The following is a 19,442-nucleotide window of genomic DNA, read 5'->3' as shown; positions in this document are numbered from 1 at the left end:
CTTGGCTGTTTAGGCATTATTTCAACTGAATAAACCAATTCTGGACGAATTTATAAGCTTTGTAGCATCTTCCTAATGTTGAATCTTAGATGTTTTCATGTAATGCTAAGTTCATGGAATCCATGCTGGCAGAGAGTTCTGGATATCCTTTCCTTTTTAGGACTACCAATCAATCGACTGCAATTGTAGGCTTTCGCCCATACTCAAGGATTGCACTAACCAACCTTCAGGATCGCGGCGATAGAGTTCTACTTTGATCTCAGATTGAGAAACTAAGACGTACTCTTGCAAAGTTTCCAATTTCTGATAGTTAAAAAACTTCTCGCGCCGATCTAGCATGGCTGTAGAAGGTGATAGAACTTCGATTAGGAGACAAGGTTTTTGTTTGACATAGGGATCGCTATCTGTGCGATCGCATACCACCATCACGTCAGGATAATAAGTCGCATTATCTGCCGCAGCGATCGTTAATTTCATGTCTGAAGAAAAGACACGACAAGGTTTACCGCGTAAATGATTCCAAATTCTGGAAAATAATCCACCAACAAGCAAATTATGATCTTCACTCGCGCCAGCCATTGCGTAGGCTTGTCCATTAATAAACTCATGCTTTTTAGGACTGGCTTGTTCATAAGCGAGATATTTTGAGTAGGTTAGTTCTGGTTGTCTAGCAAGCATTTGCAATATCTTCCTGTTTTAAATTTAACTGGTTTACTGGTTTTCACCTGTTACTACCTGTACCAAAATTCGCATCAAAGCATCAAAATTTTTGAGAAAACCATAAATTTCTAAACCTTGTTCAATGTGTTTGGATTCGTGGTTGAGTCTGGCAAATTCCCAAGTTCTGCCATCTGTGACGGCTCCGATGAGGTTCGTTTGCGGTGGATATTTTAACCTGCGATCGAGCGCTATGAGTGAGGCAATTAGTTCTGTCATGCCAAAATCAGTGTCCGCTTCTTTAGCAAAGATAATCACGATACATTGATGAGATTTGATGAAATAGTCTAAAACTACTTGTAACTGTTCTGTGACTTGGATTGGACACTCAATTCTCACGTTGGCTTTGGTGTAGTGAATCAAATCTCTTATGATGGGAGAAACTAAGATTTCTCGTTTTGCGCGATCGCTGGTAAGGCTGACATGGGGTAAGACTTCTTCGATGCGTTCTTGGGTTTGGGGGCTGCGATCTAGCTCACCTGTATATTGTGGAAGTTTTAACCATTTACGCTCAAAGCTATAGCCTAAATCTTTTGCAAGGTCTTGGGCTTCAATATCGCATAGTTCTTGAACAGTCATAGTTGTTTATCCTCCTTATCTAGCGCTTTTGTGTAAGAGATGATCACTTTCTTGTCTTCATGTTGACAAAGTAGCTTTTCTTCAAAGCCTTTAGCTCTCAGCTTGATAAATACACCTGGTAAATTTACAAAGCCTAGCTCTGGATCATAGTTGTATTCTTCCTTTCCGTCATACATACCTGCTCCATCATTGTTGGGAGACATTTCGATAACGATATCTTTAGAATAAGCAGAACCAAATCTAAGATCTCTTGTACTCCATTTAGTTGTTTCAACATCATAGTAGCGCTCATAAACATGAGTATTTGCAAATTGATTATCGTCACGTTGAGTCAAGCGATCAAGTGGAACGGTAACTTTAGGTGGGGATTTATCTCCATTTTTATAAATCAATGTTGCAGATGGTGTCCAACTTCTAGTTATGACAAGTCCTTTTTCATGGATTGGGTGGCAGGTTAGATCTGCACCATATACATATTCATGAAGCATTGAAAATAGCTCAACAACTCGGTAATCATCGATATGTTCTGAGCGGGAGATGCAGCTAGAAATTTGGTGAGAGTCAAAGTTAGTCAAGTTAACTAGCATCTCTGCATAATTTGTCCAGCCGTCATCATCGAGACTATTTGCAAAATCTTGAATTTTGTCACCGACTAAGATAACTTTTGCATCTTTTATATTGCCTTTACGATTACAGCGTCCCGCTCTCTGAATCAAGTTTTCAGGGGGGCAAATCTCAGAGATTAGAACTTCAGAATTTAGATCGCAGCCAACCTCGATCGCACTGGTAGTAACTAAAATATAAGGCTGTCCAAGATCATCTCTTTGCTTTATTTGCTTGTATAGTTCTGGTCTGAGTTGATCGGCAATACGCCCATGATAGAGAAACAAGAATCTGTCATCTGTTGAGACAACATTGAGGCTGTTTTTTAAGTTCTTGTATATTTCAACTGCATCTTTAACAGTTTCAACAACTGCAAGAATGCGGCGATTAGGTTTTGCATTCCACTCATTGAGAATGATTTGAGTGAAATTGTTTTGAAAATCCTCAAGATTTTCTTTGTCACGCGATACGTTACTAAGCCATTCAAAATCACGCTCTCTGTGATATTTATTTAGCTCAGGATGATTAATGTAGTCAAAAGTTTCTAAATAATCTAGTTGCTTTGACAATTCTTCAGGCATGGTTGCAGTCATCAAAACAAGCGATCGTCCTGCTTCATAGAGTGACTTTACCAAGCTAGAGAAGTTGGTAAATGCGACTTCATCATAACTATGGGACTCATCAAAGCAAATTAGAGTTTTATCTTGATGGATTCTCAAAGGAAAGACAAAAGATTTTTGTTTGTCGCCAAAAGCAAAATAGCGATACAAGAATTTGTCTAAAGTCGTGAGAATTACATCGCCTTTGTAAAGGTGTCTTCTGGGGTTTATATTTCGCTTTATTTCTTCACCATTTTGATAAATATAGCGATACATTTGTGAACCTGTATCGACTACCAGCGAAAACTCTCTACCTTTATTGATGGCTAGTGTCGAAAAAGTTTTGAGATATTTTTCAATGCGCTCTTTTTGGTCTTCTAGAAGACTGCGAGTTGGCAAAGGTAAAAATAAACGATAGCCAGAAGCCAGAGCAGGAAATAAGACTGTTTCAGTTTTACCCGATCCAGTTGGTGCTTTCAGAAGAATAGCAGGATGTTTATCGCCATAAATAGCATTAAACATTTGCTCCTGCATGAGGTTAGGTGAAAATCCAGCTACTTGATCATAAAAGGATTTTGCAGTCCAAGAATTTCGATTTGATGTTTTTGTAGATGGATAAGGCTTGAGAGTTATGTTTCGTTTGAGAATTTTTGCGGATTCGCCTTCTTCAGAATGCCACCATGCTTTGACACAACGATCTAACGTTTCCCCTAACTTATTTTCTTTTTGTTTGTCAATACATTCTTGCAACAGCTTTTTATTTTCTTCAGAAGGTTGCATCGACCAGTATTGAAAAGTTAGCTCAATACCATCTTGTTCCCATTCTGTAGCGAAAGCCCAAGAATCAATGTAATAGACATCTTGCTCAGTATCACTTTTAGCGATCGTGTAATCCATGAATGTACGAGACTCACCTTGATGTGCATCATCAAGCACACGACAGGCTAACTCAGCCTCAATCTGATCGCACATCTCCAAGATGTAAAGCTCGATCGCATAGGCTAATGGCTCTCTGGCTAGAATCTCCGCATATTGAGGATCTTTTTTGAGCGTATAAGCATCTCGACAAATATCATGAACCGAAAAGTCATGATGTCCGATCGCTAAGGTCTTTGCCCATAAATCTTTGCTATCAGCTAAAAAGCGATGACCTCGGAAAGAATAAATATACTCTTTAAATTTTTCTGTATTGGATTGGATTGCAAATCTTTGGGGTTTGCCTAAATCGTGAATCTCCGCAGAGATTTTAACTCGTTTGATCGCATTTTCTCGATCATATTCAAATATATCTGATTCCCAATTCCATAAGCGCACAAGTTTAACCACATTGCCCACATGGTTGCCTAGCGGTTGCAATCTAACCTCCGTTGGTATGGCGCGTTTAGGAGAATCTGGGAAAAATACTCTACCAAAATTGTAAGAATGTTGGCGTTTAGTTTCAGACATGGGTTTCCTCTCTTAAAAGATTGACAAGAGATGCAGGAATATAAATTTCGCCATTGGTGTAGTAATCAACTCTTGGTGGCGGATCGATTGGTCTAGGGAAATAGGCACAGACAAAGGGGGTAAAGCCTTTAACTGGTGTTGGCTCACTGTCTAGAAAACCATCGCCAAATGGTAAAGAGCGATCGCCGTTTTCCCACTCATAGCGATAAAGATTATAGATATCGCATCCACCGATAAATTGATTGCTATTTAGCAGAGCTTCCATCGGTAAAAGCGTGGAAGGATGAGCCGCAGTCGTTACTAATTCTAGTTCTATGGGATGATCGGAAATGTCAGTAATGTAGGCATATCCTTCCTTTCCAATTTTGCAACCGTAGCCAACAAGATCTTGAAAGTGTTCTAATCCTTCCAAAGATTCGGCAGCAACATAACCCACAAGTTCATCAACGATCAGGTATTCCCAAGTATGCAGTTGAAAATCTTCACCTTTGCCATCGACATAGAGTTTAGAGAAGTCATCATGGTTAAAGCTTCTCATGCCTTTACGATAGGTGCGATGAATACCACTCCATGCGTCTAGTTTGGGATAAGCTCCTAAACTTAGATATTTAGAGGGCAAAGCATAAATGGGTGGGTTTTCGTTGTTTACCCTTGTTTCTGGGAGTTCCTGCCCTGCGCTCAACATTGCTAATCTGCGTAAGTATCCCGACAAAGTGGTTGGCGGTACAAACGGATAAGTAGCAATATTGAGAATTGAACCTGGTAGGATGCGAAATGTCATCGCCGCCGTTGGTTTAATCGTAAATTCTAGGCAGTACATAGTTAAGATGCCTGTAAAACTCGATTTACAAAGTCGCCAGCATATTCTTGTAGTTTTTCCAAAGCTGAGTCACCAATCCAGCGATCAAATAGTGGCTCAGAAATGTGATCAGTATTTGCTGTTGGAGTATGTGCCAAGCGCTGAAAATTAGCGATCGCATCTGCTGCATTGGTAACAGATGGCGAAATGATCGGGCGTTTACCTCTAGGAACAAGATAGCGATCGAACACTAGCAAAGGCTTTTTATCAGTATCTTCAGCAAGAGAAACACCTTTAGGATTTCCTGAACCAATCCGTGCTAGTGAATCTAGAAAAGCATAGGCGACAGCCGCAAATTCTTTTTCAGTAATGCTTAGAGCGTGATTGTAAACAGGATAAAGTAACCCTGGTTGATTGTACTGACGTTTAAATGGAATTGGCGTTTCTTCCTTCTGATTAACCAATCTAGCAGGGTGCATTGCTCTCTGCTTGTCTACAGGGTAAAGCTCTTGTACAGCCACGCCGCCGCTATGAGTTACACGCCCAATTAGTGTTTTCTTGCCTGCAATCAAACCGCCAAAGGTTGAGCAGATAGGACATTCAGGTTGAGCGCAAGTTTCAGGAATACCACATTTAAGCTTGTCACCCAACAAAGTACCACTCTTGACGGGCGACCAAATCAGGCTTCGGCGTTCAACACCTCTACGCTTAGTTGGAGAAATGTAGCATTTTTCAATAGATTTTCCATCGATTGTACTCAGTTTGACAACTTCTACAAGATTGATATTGACTTGTACTTCATGTCCCAGATAAAGCTCTTGTGAGCCTTCTAAAATAGCGTAAATATCAAAGTGCATCCGAGGGTTTTGAGCATCAGTAGTAGGTAATCCAGTAGACATTATTTATCTCCTTTAGTTTTAAGTTTGCGAACGAGTTCAGGGAATCTTGTGTAGAGGGACAATTCAAGGTTATAAGTCAAATTTTTCCAATCTTTATCCTGCTCATAGTCTTTTTTAGATGAGAAGTACTGATACACTTTCAACAAGTCGTCAGCATAAAGATCCAACCAGACTTTTCCAGATTCGTCTTTCTTTTCCCGATCCGTGATCTCCAAAAGATTTAGCAAATCCTTAGTTTGTCCATAAATAAAATAATTATCGGGATTCTTCCACAGCCTTGCCTCAACTCTTGTTTTATTCCCATCTCCGAGCGTTGCGTAGTAACCAAAAGCTACAGCATCATCAACTTTTTCAATCAATTTCTTAACTTCTCGCTCAGCATCCTCATCAGTTTTCATCAGTTTTTTAGCCGTATTTTCCAATGACTGAGCAAAGGCATAGGTTAAGCCAGTTAGAGCAGCCACATCTCGATATAGCCTAGCCCGTTTGGGTAATTCATGTTCTGATTCCATAGAAACTCCTATAGCTTGTAAATCTTTTTGAATCTGCAACCAATAAGCTTCACGAACTTTTTCAAGTTCTAGTTGACCATAGGGAGCAGAAATTTTAGTTAGCGTATACTCTGCAAGAGTTGGTAAGTCTTGATCGATGTAGCGAACTGCATCGCCTAAAGTCATATTGATATCCTTACCAGAAATAATAATCGGTTGGCTGTAGCCTTCCATTACTCCTTTTATAAAGATCAAATGCCGACTTTTTAAATTAATAGCTTGGCTACTTTGGACAATTAGCGAAAAGTCAAAGTCCGTCAAAACCTCGACTGGGAAAATCGAAGCGACTTTCGCCATTGCATACTTTACCTGTCCTAGTTTTTGCGCGGCTATATCTCCTCCACCTGTACGATCAGATGCTAAGACCAGATAACGCCCCCCGCTAAGGTGCATTTCCTTATTAGTAAGCATCCGCACATAGTCTTTAATAGAGACAGAATCTTTATCACCCTTAACTGATGTCAGTTTCAGAATGATGCTTTCATCAGTCACTTTTAGTGGAGATGCAAAAGCAAGCGCAGAACAGGAAGTACAAATATGTGGTCTTCCTTCTCCTGATGATGACTGGCGACGTTGTGAAGGTCGCTCAAACATAAATCGCAGAACTTGCCATTTTGCAGTTTTTGCATCGATCGCTACACCGCAGGAATAACAAAACTCTTTGCTATCATCACCAGCCGATCGCCATTCAGGAAGAATTATTTCTTCGCTAAGTAATTGCTCTGGCAAAGGATCGAAGGTGTCTGTTTCTAAAAGGCGATACATTTCAGAAATACACTGTGTAAAAATATCGCCACGAGTCGCATTAATCTGATCGGTTGCCACTTTCGAGAAATTTTTAGCGATTGCCTCAATTTTTGCAAACTTTTCTGAGTCTTGCTTTCGATCCAATTGTAAAAATACAAATGGATCGCCTCTAGACTCAGCTAGCAAAGAGATTTTCTGCTGCACTGACTCCTGAGAAAAGACAACTTTACTTCTGAGATTGTCCTGCTGTTTTTGTAACTTATTTTTTTGAGCTTTAGTTAGCCCCGTTTTCTCTAGCTCCTTTGTGATTACGCCTAACTCTTGCCATGCAGAAGCTTGTTCTTTCAGAGATTTATCAAACCCTTTTTGAAAATACTCTTGATATTTCTTCTTTTCTTTTGCTTGCATTTCCTCCTTGTCTTGTAGTTCTTTGGTTTTAGATTTGCGCTCTTTATCAGCAAGTTCAGGATTTTTTAGCTCATCAGTTAGAGCATCAATTTGTTCCTGTCGTTTTGTTTGACGACCTTTAACATCTCTAGCTACAGCAAAATACCAAGCCGCTAACACATTAGCCTGATCTCTCGTCAAAATTGGCACATCAAGAGTGCTAAATCCTCGCCCAGAGAGCGTAATCGCATTGAGCATGACAATAAATGTCTGGACTAAACCAGTTAACTGATTTTTGCCAAAAGTTGAGAAAGCAATCTCTTCAAGAAATTTTTGCCACAGTGTTTTAAAGTTTGGAATCTCCTTATTTGGGATAAATACCCGCACATGGTGATCGCTTTCTTCTAAAACCACAATCTGATGAACTTTCTGCAAATATTCCAGAAATCGATCTATGGCGCTTTCTATAGCCAATCTAGCTTGTAGCTCACCAGGGATAGGCGATTTATACAAAATCTGAATTTTGCCAAGCTCTTGATCTTGATAAAAAACTTGATCTTGTTTGTAATCAATTTCTATTGTTGATTTAGCCGCAAATAGTTTACTGAGTTTCAGTTTACGAACTAACCGTGAACACCCAAAAGGCTGAGCAATAGATATAACGTTAGATTGTCTTGTAAGCCAGTTGATTAAATGATGCTCTTGTTCTACAAGATTACCAGTAGCTAAAACACTGAGTAAAATCTTAGTCTGCTGTAGTGCAGCGTTCATCTGTATATCCTCAGAATGTAATTTTGGAGAGCTTGAGGAATATCGCTATTCCCCAAGCTAGGAAAATTATTCACGCCTTGCCAGATAATCGGCTAGAGGAATAATTTCACCATCTTCGTCCTCAAACCACTCAGACTCAATTTCATCAAGTTCATTGACAATTCCACTGTTAGTAGCCCTCCAATGAATATCTCGAATGTCTTGAAATCCACCATATTTGATTGGAAAGCTTGAGTATCTGTGGTTCACGGTATTTACCTCCTAAGATTTACGAGCATTAAAAATCAGGAGATCCGTGATAACCTATAAAGCGCAACCAACATAGGCAAATTAGAGGATCTCTCTGGTTTGCCTTAATCTAGCACAAAAAATTAAAAGTTAAATCTCAAGTCTAAATATAGCTAACTGCAACTTTTTGTTTTGTGAATTGTTATCAGTGATATGCTAAGAACCATAAGCTCTTACAGAGATTGAAACAAAACATCAAGCGTAAAAATAGCTAACCTTTCAACATCCAACCCCTACTAGGGATTATTAGGCGACTTTGCATAACTTCTATAGTTGTCTTATCCGCCTGACATTTTTTTAATACTGTCCGTTGTTGCAAATCCGCTAAAGATAGTAGTTCCGTCTTCATAACTTCACGTCCTCGTAAATATCTGAAAGAGCGATCGCCAAATCAATCGACTGCAAATGCAAACTGTCACCGATATCCAAAACATGACACCAGCCGAACACTAAGACTGAGAAGCCTCAGCCTGATTTAAGCTATCCGCCAAAGCCATAACCCTCATAGCAAATTGCTGATACAACTCTGGCGAACCCTTCAGAAACAGCACAATCGTATAGCGCAAACTATAAATAGCCATATATCTTTGCTTATTCAAAATTGACAAGACTATAGCTGCAATCCCAGCTAATAGAAGGAAAAAAGCAAACATTGGCGAACTCCCATTCGACAATGTGCTAATCCATCCAATCAGACCAATTACAGCCAAACCAATCCCGATCGCCAGCAACAGATAGATCGGCGCAGTATGAATCTCAACACTATCGATATTCTGAATTCTTGTCCGCGAATCCTTCTTTTCTAATCCACTCTTAACCGTAGCATTCAAATTATTTCCATCAATTTTGACCGAGATAACTCCATTACTAGGAATAATCACCCCATTCCAAACCTGAGCGCAAGAACCAGTGATTTCTACCGATTTCAATCTACTTGTCATGTTGTTTATGATTATTTGTGACCAAATACTTTAACGATCAATTTGTAGACACTCTGACTATGCTAAATTTATTTAAGGATAGCCATAAGTTTATTAGATATACTTTATTAGTTAAATTTTGTCCGTAAATATCTATAGGCAGATAATTGCACGAAAAAAGCCTTTATGCAAGGGTTTTTAAAATAAAGTATACGGACATTTTGCTTTGAAAGGTACGCCTAACACTTATAATCTAGATGAAATATAACTAAAATTCGGGTAAACTGCTCCTTAATCAAAGGAACGGATATACTCTTACCTTGCTTTGCGCTCAAATCCAAACCAAGGAACTTTTTGAAAGTGTTGCTTCGCAACACTTTCAAAAAGTTCCTTGTGGTTCTTTTGATCGAAAATTGCTGTAAAATCCATCGCCACAGCCATTAATCGATCGCTAGAAAATCGATAAGTAGCTAAGAGTAAACTTAAAACCTAGACGAGCATACCGCCCGCTTAGCGGGCGGTATGCTCTCTGGTTTTGGTTCTTAATGATGCCAAACTACTTATCAGTCTTCAGCGATCGCCTATGATTAGTGAAGCCAAAACAGCCATTGCATCAGCTAATAGCTAGAAGTCCCAAGCTAATATGACCCGAAAAGGTGAATCGATCACACTATCTATCAAAGAACGAGATAAAGCTAATTTAGAGGCGATCGCGATCGAACTTGGTATGACATGGGGCGATCGCCCAAATATCTCCAAGCTCGTTGAAGCGATCGCCCGCAAGCAAATCCAAATCTCGAAAAATAACGACTGGGCAAGCGATCGGATCGAAACTCTCTCTCGTACCCTCAAGTTATTAATCGATTATGGCGAACTTGACCATGCTAAAGTCATTGCGAATCTCTTACTCGAACGTAGCGAACTTAGCTCCCCATTGCGACGAGACGTAGAGAAGTTTCTCGACAAACCTCCCGAAATTTGGCGACATACCATCGATCGCTATATCAAACAGCAGCAACCCTTTCGCCTTCAATATCTCGATGCTGCCGATTACCCCCATCAGTTTTCGATTTATTACGCCCAAGTGACCCCCCACGATAAGCGACTCTATTTAGATTGCTGGTGCGAAGAATCCGCCAGTAGCGACGATGTTGTTAATCTCAAACATAATCGCTGTCTGAGACTTGATCGCATTCCTGCCGAAGCCGCCATTACATCCATTCAAGGCAAATGGCGATCGCAACTTGCTTATATTCATGTCACCTTTAACCTATCGGGCAATCTTGCCTTTGCATACCAACCACGCGAAGAAGATATCGCGCATACATGGCTTGACACCAGTCCCCCCACAAGACAAATCATCCGTAAAATTAGTAGTACATTTTGGTTCTATCGCGAAATTATGCCCTATGCCGAAGACTGCGAAATTATCGAACCAGAAGATGTGCGGGAAAAGTTCAAAGAAAAAGTGCGATCGCTATATCTCAAATATCAGGGCTCATCCCTGTAGGAATTGTTTTGATATGTGAATACAGTTGCCCCGCTCAATACCCCAAAAACCACGATCGCTTCTACACCAAAAATCAACCAGCGATCGCACTTAATGCTTTTACTTTAGCGATCGCATTTCCAAGATCTGGAAGTTTTTGTCCATGTTTCTCTGCTGTCTCTAACCACAAAGTTCTCACTGTAATTAACTCTTGCAAGGTTTCTTCTAATGTCTCGCCTTGAGCTAAGCATCCCTTTAATGCAGGAACTTCGGCGACAAAACCACCTTCTTCGCATGGATAAATCACTATTGGATATATCATGATTGTTCTCCTTCAATAAGTTCTACGACTCTTTTAACATATACAGACTTGACGCGGTTGTTATGGACTGGGATTACTAAAACTATTTCGTTGCTCTTGAAAATATGGTGACTGCCTGTAATTCTATCTAAATCAAAAGCTTCTAGCTCTAAAAGTTTACGAATATCGCCAAACGTCGCATTGTTAGGGCTATTTTTTAGAGTTCAAGTAATTTATCTTTCTTACTCATAATTTGATTTTACAACATTCAAACAGCGATCTCCCCCTCAACAACATCCAAAAAATCCCGATCGCCTCTTCAAAAAAATCAAATAGCGATCGCCCCCTCAAAACCCCAAATCACGATCGCCTCTCCAAAAAAAATCAAACAGCGATCGCCCCCTCTTAAAACCCCAAATCACGATCACCTCTCCCAAAAACAAACAGCGATCGCCTCTCTCAGCACCCAAAATCACGATCGCCTCAACAAAAAATAAAACAGCGATCGCCCCATCAACACCTCAACATCACGATCGCCTCTCCCCCAAAAACAAATAGCGATCGCCCCCTCAATACTTCAAAATCACGATCGCATCTCCACAAAAAACAAACAGAGATCACCCCTACAAAATATATTTGACTCTATGGAACACAAATTTTTGCGATAAAATTTGGTATAACTAATTTACTTAGACGGAATATCTCGTCTTTCTTAAATGAATATAGATTGCTATGTTGGTAAATTTACAGGATTATTAACAAAATTAACTCTTGTAATGATGTGTAAATAGGTCTTAAATTCAAATCTCATATAAAGACGAAAATTATGGCAGACACAGACAAGAATGTTAATCAGACAGCAACATCAGGACGTGATACGAAACAAGTTGCTGGAAATAATAAAGAAACCCAAAAGATTTTTATCGGAGTTTTCTTTTTGTTTATCATAGCCCTTGGTGGATTGTCTTGGACATTTGCAATTGGACTAAACCGAGGTGGTCAATCATCTCAAGTAGAACAAAAAACTGAAAAAAAATAATCTGGATGGCTAATTGACATGGATCAAAATGGTATATCTGGTAGAGATGTTACGCAAATTGGTCGAGATTTCACGCAGAAAATTTTCGAGTTTAATCTTTCCAATCGCAGCACCCCACAAATAAATATTCACAGTCAAGGTAACTCGGAAATAGCATCTTATTTATCGTTGTGGGAAAAATTAGATGGAGAACAAAGGGTAAAAATAGTAGTTCAGTATATAAAGAATTCGCCAGATTTGGATTATTCAAGTAATAATGATTCAGATTCCACGGTTTTTAATGGCATATTTGTAATGGCATTGGTTTTGCTTTTCTTGATAATGCAGAATCCAAGTAGTCGAGATTTTATACAAAAGACTCAGTATGTAGCATATAGCTCATTTTATTCTACTATTTGTGAATGGGATAATACATCGCCACGCCCGTATTTGTGTACAGTACCCAAAATCGTCAGTAAATTACCCGAATATGAAGTATTGACCAAAGTACAGTTTGAAACGAATAAAAAAACTTGGTATGGATTTATCATATTTTGGTTTGGATTACCCGCAATCATTGCTTACCCAATATCACAAGTTATTGAATATGTTGTGAGAAAGCCTTTAAAACATAAAGAACAACAAGAAAAGTACGCTAAAAAACAAACAGCTAAAATGCTCTATAGTCTTTTGAATGCTCATGAACAGTCTCTAGTTAAAGATGAATTACCTTTCTTCCTTCGCTTTGAACTTGATCGTCAAATTAATTGATAATTTCAATGTGACTAGTCGCACCGAAAACTCGCGGAAACAATTGGAGAGCAGGAATTACCTAAGCGATTGTATCAATCTTAGGAATCCGAACCCGATCGCTAATTTCTGGATAAAACCGATACGAATCGGGTTAACTAAGCCGTGTATCATTTAATCTGTAATAGATCCGCAAGAAATCCGCCCCATCGATATGAGCAATCAAACCTCAAAAATCACCTATACCTTTACCGATGAAGCTCCAGCCCTAGCCACTTACTCCCTATTGCCCATCGTCCAAGCATTTACGAGAGCTGCTGACATTGAGGTTGAACTTAAAGATATTTCTCTAGCTGGGCGGATTATTGCGAATTTTCCTGAATACTTAACCGAATCGCAGCGTCAACCCGATGCCCTCGCGGAACTGGGAGACTTGGCAAAAACTCCTGAAGCCTATATCGTCAAGCTCCCGAATATTAGTGCCTCCCTACCCCAGTTAACGGCGGCGATCGCTGAGTTACAAGCCAAGGGTTACAACATCCCCAACTATCCTGCCAATCCCCAAACTGACGAAGAGAAAGCGATCAAAGCGAAATATTCTAAGGTGTTGGGCAGTGCGGTTAATCCTGTATTGCGTGAAGGTAATAGCGATCGCCGTGTCGCTGCCGCCGTTAAAGAATTTGCTCAGAAGCATCCCCATTCCGTTGGCGCATGGTCAAAGGATTCTAAATCCCATGTGGCGCATATGACGGAGGGTGATTTCTACGGTAGCGAGAAATCGGTGGTAATTCCCAAGGCAGGTGTAGTCAAGATTGAATTAACCACAGCCGAGGGTTCCACTCAAGTTCTCAAGGAAAAAACGACCGTATTGGAAGGCGAAGTAATTGATGCTTCGGTGATGAGTGTCAAGGCTTTGCGGGAGTTTTACGATCGGGAAATTGCCAAGGCAAAGGAGGAAGATATTTTGCTATCTCTCCATGTCAAGGCAACAATGATGAAGATCTCTGACCCAATTCTCTTTGGTCATGCGGTGACGGTCTATTATCAAGATGTATTTGAGAAGTATGCTGATACTTTTAAGCATTTGGGAATCAACCCTAATAATGGTTTGGGAGATGTTTACGCCAAGATTGAATCTTTACCTACTGAACAGAAAGAGGCGATCGCCGCAGATTTGGAAACGGTTTATGAAAAGCAGCCACATCTAGCGATGGTCAACTCCGATAAGGGAATTACCAATCTCCACGTTCCTAGCGATGTGATTATTGATGCATCCATGGCGGCTACCATTCGTACCTCTGGCAAGATGTGGGGCGCAGATGGCAAGGCTTACGACACTAAGGCAATGATTCCCGATCGCTCCTATGCCACCATTTATCAAGCCTGTATCGAATTCTGTCAGGAAAACGGAGCCTTTGATGTCACGACGATGGGCAATGTTGCTAATGTGGGCTTGATGGCGCAGAAGGCTGAGGAATATGGTTCCCACGATAAGACTTTTGAGATTCCTGCGGATGGAATAGTGCGGGTTCTTGATGAAACTGGAACTATTCTTATTGAACATTCTGTCGCTAAGGGTGACATCTGGCGGATGTGCCAAACCAAGGACTTACCGATTGAGGACTGGGTTAAACTTGCTGTCAATCGGGCGAGAGCGACGGGAAATCCGACGATTTTTTGGCTAGATGAACATCGCCCCCATGATGCAAATCTGATTACTAAGGTCAAGACCTATTTGCAAGCCCATGACACTACAGGGTTAGATATTCAGATTATGTCTCCTGTAGCAGCGATGAAATTTACCTGCGAACAAATAAAAGTGGGTAAAAATGTGATTTCTGTAACGGGTAACGTTCTGCGGGACTATCTCACGGATTTATTCCCGATCCTCGAACTTGGTACGAGTGCAAAAATGCTCTCGATCGTGCCATTGCTAGCGGGTGGTGGACTGTTTGAAACGGGTGCAGGCGGCTCAGCTCCTAAACACGTTCAGCAGTTTCTTGAGGAAGGGCATTTGCGTTGGGACTCGCTCGGCGAATTTTTAGCGATCGCCGTTACCCTCGAAGACCTCGGACGCAAGACCAACAATGAGAATGCAAAGATCTTGGCGATCGCTTTAGATCGAGCCAATAGTCTCTATCTCAATAACGATAAATCCCCCTCCCGCAAGATCGGCGGCATCGATAATCGCGGCAGTCATTTCTATATCGCGCTTTATTGGGCGCAAGCTCTAGCGGAACAGAATCAAAATTTGGAATTGAAGTCAAAATTTACGCAGTTGGCGCAAATCTTGAAAGAGAAAGAAAGCCAAATTATTCTAGAATTAGGCTCCGTTCAAGGTAAATCCGTAGATATTGGCGGCTATTATTTCGCTGATCCCGATAAAGCTAGACAAGCGATGCGTCCTAGTCCGACTCTAAATGAAGCAATTAGTTCGCTCCATTAATACTAAATGGATTGATGATGGGTGGCGCTAAGCCCCGCCCATCATTACTATTTGTGCAACAATGACTGTCTGTTGGGAAGAGATTAGGAGTTAAACAGTAATTTACTTTCTTTATCCCAATTGCGGTACATCCAAATTACGGTATACCAATTCATATAAATGCGGAAGATTTCCATCGCTACTTTCGCTTTTCCGCGATCGCACAGCCAAGTTAATAAAGGTTTTAAAGTGCGATCGTTGAGGATGCCGCCAAGGGTAAGAATCCCCCAGATTACCAAATGCAGCCAAGTTTTTTGAATCATCAACTTAACTTCCCAAGTGGGATGTTTGTGGTAAAAAATAATGCTCATTCTGCCGCGTTGTTCTTCCATTTCGAGCAAGCGGGGAATTTTATCCATCGAAAACTGAGCGTGGTAATGAAAAGCGATCGCCCCAGCACAGGTCGAGCGTTTTAAACCCAGTTTTTTAACGCGCATTCCTAGCTCGAAATCTTCCCAACCATATTGAAAAAATCCCGTATCAAACTTCCCCGCCTCAATCAACCATTTACGAGCGATCGCTAAATTGCAAGTATCAAATATGGCTGCCGTAAACATAGGCAAAGCAGGCACAATCTCCGAATCAGGAGCTTCAAGATTGCAAGTATCGATGATACGCCCGTAGCTATAAACTTTTTCCCCTTGGGCGAGGGTTGCGGTGTGGGCTTGAAGATATTCAGGATTGACCGTGATATCACTATCAACAAAGGCAATATATTTACCAAGAGCTGAGTCAATACCATAGTTGCGAGCCGTAGCGGCGGCAGCATGGTCTTGGGTTAACAGCCGCAGATGGGGATAGCGATCGCGATTACTGGTCAAAAATTCCACCGTGCCATCGGAGGAGCCATCGTCAATGACGATGATTTCGTAGGGTTCAGTTATGGTCTGCCTCTCTAACGCTGCCAAGCATTTTTGCAAGATGGGCAAACGGTTATAGGTGGGTACTACGATCGACCACAACATTTCTGACACAGAGTTTCTCCTACGCAAACATCATCAAATTATAATCTCCCAATGGGTAAGCTTCATGCCCCCATTGGGGGGTGATTACAGTTTGATGATTAAAAAAGATGAGTAAATGAGAATGAATTACTCAACTACTTTTTCTTTAAATTGTTTGCCAGCAGAGAAGGCAGGAACGCGAGTTGCCGCGATTACCATTTTTTCGCCAGTGCGAGGGTTGCGACCTTCGCGTTCTTGACGTTCCCGTGGCTCGAAGGAACCGAATCCCACTAGAGTTACACGATCTCCGTCAGCCACGGCATCAACAATTGATTCGAGGGCAGCAGTAACGATCACTTCGATATTTTTCTTGGATACGGATACCTTTTCGGCGATCGCATCTACTAGTTCACCTTTATTCACAGATGTAGCTCCTATGTCGCTTGAGATTAAGACGTAATTTTTTTATAAGATTAGAGCGGTGCAAAGCGTCGCTTCAATCAACAAGTCGGAATCAATACTACAGCACCTATGGCAGTCGTCAAGCGCTTTTGACAAAACTTTCGCAAAATTTTTTATATTCCATCAAAGCAGCTAAGCATAAGTAAGCTTAAAAACTAGAAGTGCGTAATTCTCGTTATGCAGATGGTAGGGGCATTGATTAGCGCACAGCTTGACGCATATAATCCCCCCAAACCGTTGCTGCAACTGCACTTGAGCCATTCGTGACTCCCTCGTCATTACCGAGCCAGACCGCTGCTAAGAGATTGCGTCGCGGTACTGCACCGATAAACCAGAGATCGCGCCCCTCGTCGGTAGTTCCTGTTTTGCCAACCACTGTACCTTGGGGAATGGCTGCCGATCGCCCCGTACCGTACTGCACGACTCCGCGCATCATATCGACCATGGTACTTGCCACCCCAGCATCGATCGCTTGTCTTGGTTTTAAAAATGTACTGGCATCGAAAATAACGCGGCAGGTTTGGCGATCCTTCGGGTTTTGGCAGTCAGCGCTATCGAGGATGCGTTTAATGGCATGGGGTTTGTTGTATTTGCCCTCATTGACTATGGTGGCATAGGCTCCCGCCATCTCCAAGATTTTCACCTCGTTCCCGCCTAAAACCATATTACTCGTGGCATCCAGCTTGGCGGTAATTCCTAAAGTTCTTGCCATTTTGATGACGTTATCGAACCCCGTTGCGTCGGCAATTCTGACGGCTACCACGTTTTCCGAGAGAGCGAAGCCTCGGTACATATCGATCGCCCCACTACCGCCATTATGACAGCCCGTTACGCCTGCGAGGGCATTGCATGAATAGGTACTACTGGGAGAAATGCCGCGATCCACGGCGGCGGCATAGGTAAATAACTTAAAAGTGGAGCCTGGTTGCCGTAATGCTTGAGCCGCACGATTAAACTGGCTGGCTTTGTAATCAACACCACCCGTCATGGCAAGGAGCGACCCATTGCTAGCATTTAAGGTGACGATCGCCCCCTGACTAAACCCATAGCTCGAACCATCACGCGCTACCGCATTGCGGAGGGAATCATCCGATGCCTTTTGCATATCAATATCGAGATTGGTTTCGACGATCAGATTGCCTTCCCTAGCAAAGTTATCGCCGAGAATATCCTGCAACTCTTCAAAGACATAGCTGTAGTAGTAGGGGGCAACCGAGCCTTGCAACTTAGTTTTGGCAGATTCATTAAGGATCAGTACTGATCGCCTTGCCCGTTCGGCATCCTTATCGGTAATCATCCCCAGTTCTGCCATCCGATTGAGAATGCGATCGCGGTATTCGATCGCTAGGTTCTTATTTTTAAAAGGATTGATCGTTTCAGGAGAAGGCAGCAGCCCGACAAGGGTCGCCGCTTCCGAGAGGGTTAGCTCTGACGCTTCTTTCCCAAAATATAGTTTTGCTGCATCCTTGAAGCCATATACACCGTTCCCCGTATAGGCGCGATTGAGATAAAGACGGAGAATTTCGTCTTTGTGATAGGTAAAGGTAAGTTTAATCGCTGCCGCCGCCTCTCGCCATTTCCTCCCAGCGGAATCATCGGTTCCTACATAGGTCTTGCCGAGTAAATTGCGGGATAACTGTTGGGTGATCGTGCTTGCCCCTTCTAAACGCTCTCCGCGACTGCGGACATTAGTGACGATCGCCCTTGCTACTCCTATGGGATCGACCCCAATATTCCAATAAAAAGAAGTATCCTCCGAGGCGATTACCGCTTTCGGGATAAACTGCCCAAACTCTCCGAGGTTCGCATATTCGGTATGGTTGGCAATATCTGTGGGATCGAGACGCTTTACCCCATCCCCCGCTAAAACTTCTACAGGACCTTGTTGAGTTACGGGCAATGGCTTGAGATCGGGAACTCGGTTAACTTCAACGGCGATCGCTAGTACGATCGTCCCCGCGATCGCCCCGATGCCAATTCCCGTATATTGCAGCGTCCGAATATACCAAGGAGGCGGATCGAGATAGCGAATAGTCGCCGCCTCGACGAGTTCGGGAGGGCCAAGGGTGATGGTCATTTTGTGGCGCAATGGCACCGATTTTAATCGCTGCTTATTGCGATAAATGCCATTGGTCGAGTCGCGATCTTGGAGGATAAATTGGGATTTTTTTTGGGTGCGATCGCGGACTAGCTGCGCGTGAACTTGGCTGACCAGAGGCGTTTGCACGACAATATCGCATTTACCCGTGCTGCGTCCTAGAATATAGCGATCGCCCACTAAGTCATAAATTTCAGGTTTATCTTTTTGCGATCGGCGCACTTCCAGCTTGGGGACATGCTCTTTCGGATTGATTTTTAATACGCCATTAACTACCTGAGTGAGTTGATGAATTTGGGTCATCAACTTGGATTGAGGTGGCTTTGGCTTTGGTGATGGCTGGGGAGGCTGGGGGGATTGTGGCGATTTCATAGGTAGCTAGGACGCAGAATTTGAGGGCGTGGTTTCCAATTGTTCCCTCAAATTTAATTATGCACTTAAACAAGAAAGGCAACGTAAAGCGATCGTCACTCCAAGCATTAATCTTTGATATCAAAAGAGACGACGCAAAGCGTCGTCTCTTTTGATTCTTCTTTATTTGCGCCTAATACTAATTGACGAAAGTGTGACAACACTTTTATGAATTAAA

Annotated in this window: 17 protein-coding genes and 1 pseudogene; 5 read left to right on the top strand and 13 right to left on the bottom strand. The window is 41.9% G+C overall.

The window, feature by feature from the left end; genetic code table 11:
- Positions 1-162: 162 nt before the first annotated feature.
- The 8 genes from AC805_RS02335 to AC805_RS02300 form a co-directional block, all read right to left on the bottom strand.
- Positions 163-678 (bottom strand): Uma2 family endonuclease, encoded by a 516-nt coding sequence (locus AC805_RS02335; protein ID WP_055073935.1) that lies wholly within the window; start codon positions 676-678, stop codon positions 163-165.
- A gap of 33 nt (positions 679-711) precedes the next feature.
- Positions 712-1,296: a hypothetical protein gene (locus AC805_RS02330; RefSeq protein ID WP_055073934.1), complete on the bottom strand. Its 585-nt coding sequence runs from the start codon at positions 1,294-1,296 to the stop codon at positions 712-714.
- Positions 1,293-3,944 (bottom strand): CRISPR-associated helicase Cas3', encoded by a 2,652-nt coding sequence (gene cas3 / locus AC805_RS02325; protein WP_055073933.1) that lies wholly within the window; start codon positions 3,942-3,944, stop codon positions 1,293-1,295. Before cas3 ends, AC805_RS02330 begins: the two co-directional genes overlap by 4 nt.
- On the bottom strand, positions 3,937-4,764 hold the full coding sequence (locus AC805_RS02320; RefSeq protein WP_055073932.1) for a hypothetical protein: 828 nt from the start codon (positions 4,762-4,764) through the stop codon (positions 3,937-3,939). The genes cas3 and AC805_RS02320 overlap by 8 nt, the downstream gene beginning before the upstream one ends.
- A 2-nt stretch (positions 4,765-4,766) precedes the next feature.
- On the bottom strand, positions 4,767-5,642 hold the full coding sequence (locus AC805_RS02315; RefSeq protein ID WP_055073931.1) for a hypothetical protein: 876 nt from the start codon (positions 5,640-5,642) through the stop codon (positions 4,767-4,769).
- Positions 5,642-8,098, bottom strand: coding sequence for a hypothetical protein (locus AC805_RS02310; RefSeq protein WP_055073930.1), 2,457 nt, complete (start codon positions 8,096-8,098; stop codon positions 5,642-5,644). The genes AC805_RS02315 and AC805_RS02310 overlap by 1 nt, the downstream gene beginning before the upstream one ends.
- A gap of 66 nt (positions 8,099-8,164) precedes the next feature.
- Complete coding sequence (locus AC805_RS02305) at positions 8,165-8,347, bottom strand: hypothetical protein (protein ID WP_055073929.1); 183 nt, start codon at positions 8,345-8,347, stop codon at positions 8,165-8,167.
- Positions 8,348-8,835: 488 nt separating this feature from the next.
- Positions 8,836-9,327 carry a hypothetical protein gene (locus AC805_RS02300; protein WP_055073928.1) on the bottom strand — a complete coding sequence of 164 codons (492 nt, stop codon included), beginning with the start codon at positions 9,325-9,327 and terminating at the stop codon, positions 8,836-8,838.
- A gap of 622 nt (positions 9,328-9,949) precedes the next feature.
- Between AC805_RS02300 and AC805_RS02295 the strand changes: the two genes are divergently transcribed.
- Positions 9,950-10,816, top strand: coding sequence for a WYL domain-containing protein (locus AC805_RS02295; RefSeq protein WP_055073927.1), 867 nt, complete (start codon positions 9,950-9,952; stop codon positions 10,814-10,816).
- 73 nt (positions 10,817-10,889) lie between these two features.
- On the opposite strand, the gene AC805_RS02290 is transcribed toward AC805_RS02295, so the two are convergent.
- Both AC805_RS02290 and AC805_RS27245 read right to left on the bottom strand, forming a co-directional pair.
- Positions 10,890-11,117 carry a type II toxin-antitoxin system HicB family antitoxin gene (locus AC805_RS02290; RefSeq protein WP_055073926.1) on the bottom strand — a complete coding sequence of 76 codons (228 nt, stop codon included), beginning with the start codon at positions 11,115-11,117 and terminating at the stop codon, positions 10,890-10,892.
- Positions 11,114-11,346 (bottom strand): annotated as a pseudogene (locus AC805_RS27245) (type II toxin-antitoxin system HicA family toxin). The gene AC805_RS02290 and the pseudogene AC805_RS27245 overlap by 4 nt, the downstream one beginning before the upstream one ends.
- A gap of 3 nt (positions 11,347-11,349) precedes the next feature.
- Here AC805_RS27245 and AC805_RS25395 point away from each other — a divergent pair.
- The 4 genes from AC805_RS25395 to AC805_RS02275 all read left to right on the top strand — a co-directional run bounded on the left by AC805_RS25395 (position 11,350) and on the right by AC805_RS02275 (position 15,310).
- Positions 11,350-11,505 (top strand): hypothetical protein, encoded by a 156-nt coding sequence (locus AC805_RS25395; RefSeq protein ID WP_156341286.1) that lies wholly within the window; start codon positions 11,350-11,352, stop codon positions 11,503-11,505.
- Between the two features lie 417 nt (positions 11,506-11,922).
- Positions 11,923-12,135, top strand: coding sequence for a hypothetical protein (locus AC805_RS02285; RefSeq protein WP_055073925.1), 213 nt, complete (start codon positions 11,923-11,925; stop codon positions 12,133-12,135).
- A gap of 18 nt (positions 12,136-12,153) precedes the next feature.
- Positions 12,154-12,885, top strand: a complete 732-nt coding sequence (locus tag AC805_RS02280; RefSeq protein WP_055073924.1) for a hypothetical protein — start codon at positions 12,154-12,156, stop codon at positions 12,883-12,885.
- A gap of 193 nt (positions 12,886-13,078) precedes the next feature.
- Positions 13,079-15,310, top strand: a complete 2,232-nt coding sequence (locus AC805_RS02275) for an NADP-dependent isocitrate dehydrogenase (RefSeq protein ID WP_055073923.1) — start codon at positions 13,079-13,081, stop codon at positions 15,308-15,310.
- Between the two features lie 83 nt (positions 15,311-15,393).
- Here AC805_RS02275 and AC805_RS02270 read toward each other — a convergent pair whose 3' ends face one another.
- From AC805_RS02270 to AC805_RS02260, 3 genes are all read right to left on the bottom strand, one after another.
- A complete protein-coding gene (locus AC805_RS02270; RefSeq protein ID WP_082429377.1) occupies positions 15,394-16,323 on the bottom strand; it encodes a glycosyltransferase in 930 nt (309 codons plus the stop codon).
- Positions 16,324-16,440: 117 nt separating this feature from the next.
- A complete protein-coding gene (locus AC805_RS02265; protein ID WP_009625627.1) occupies positions 16,441-16,716 on the bottom strand; it encodes an HU family DNA-binding protein in 276 nt (91 codons plus the stop codon).
- Positions 16,717-16,954: 238 nt separating this feature from the next.
- Positions 16,955-19,225 carry a transglycosylase domain-containing protein gene (locus AC805_RS02260; RefSeq protein WP_055073921.1) on the bottom strand — a complete coding sequence of 757 codons (2,271 nt, stop codon included), beginning with the start codon at positions 19,223-19,225 and terminating at the stop codon, positions 16,955-16,957.
- Positions 19,226-19,442 lie beyond the last annotated feature (217 nt).

The sequence above is a fragment of the Pseudanabaena sp. 'Roaring Creek' genome (genome assembly GCF_001402795.1).
Classification (GTDB): Bacteria; Cyanobacteriota; Cyanobacteriia; order Pseudanabaenales; family Pseudanabaenaceae; genus Pseudanabaena.
Note: the sequence above shows the minus strand (reverse complement) of the source record. Positions and strands in the feature narration are given on the sequence as shown.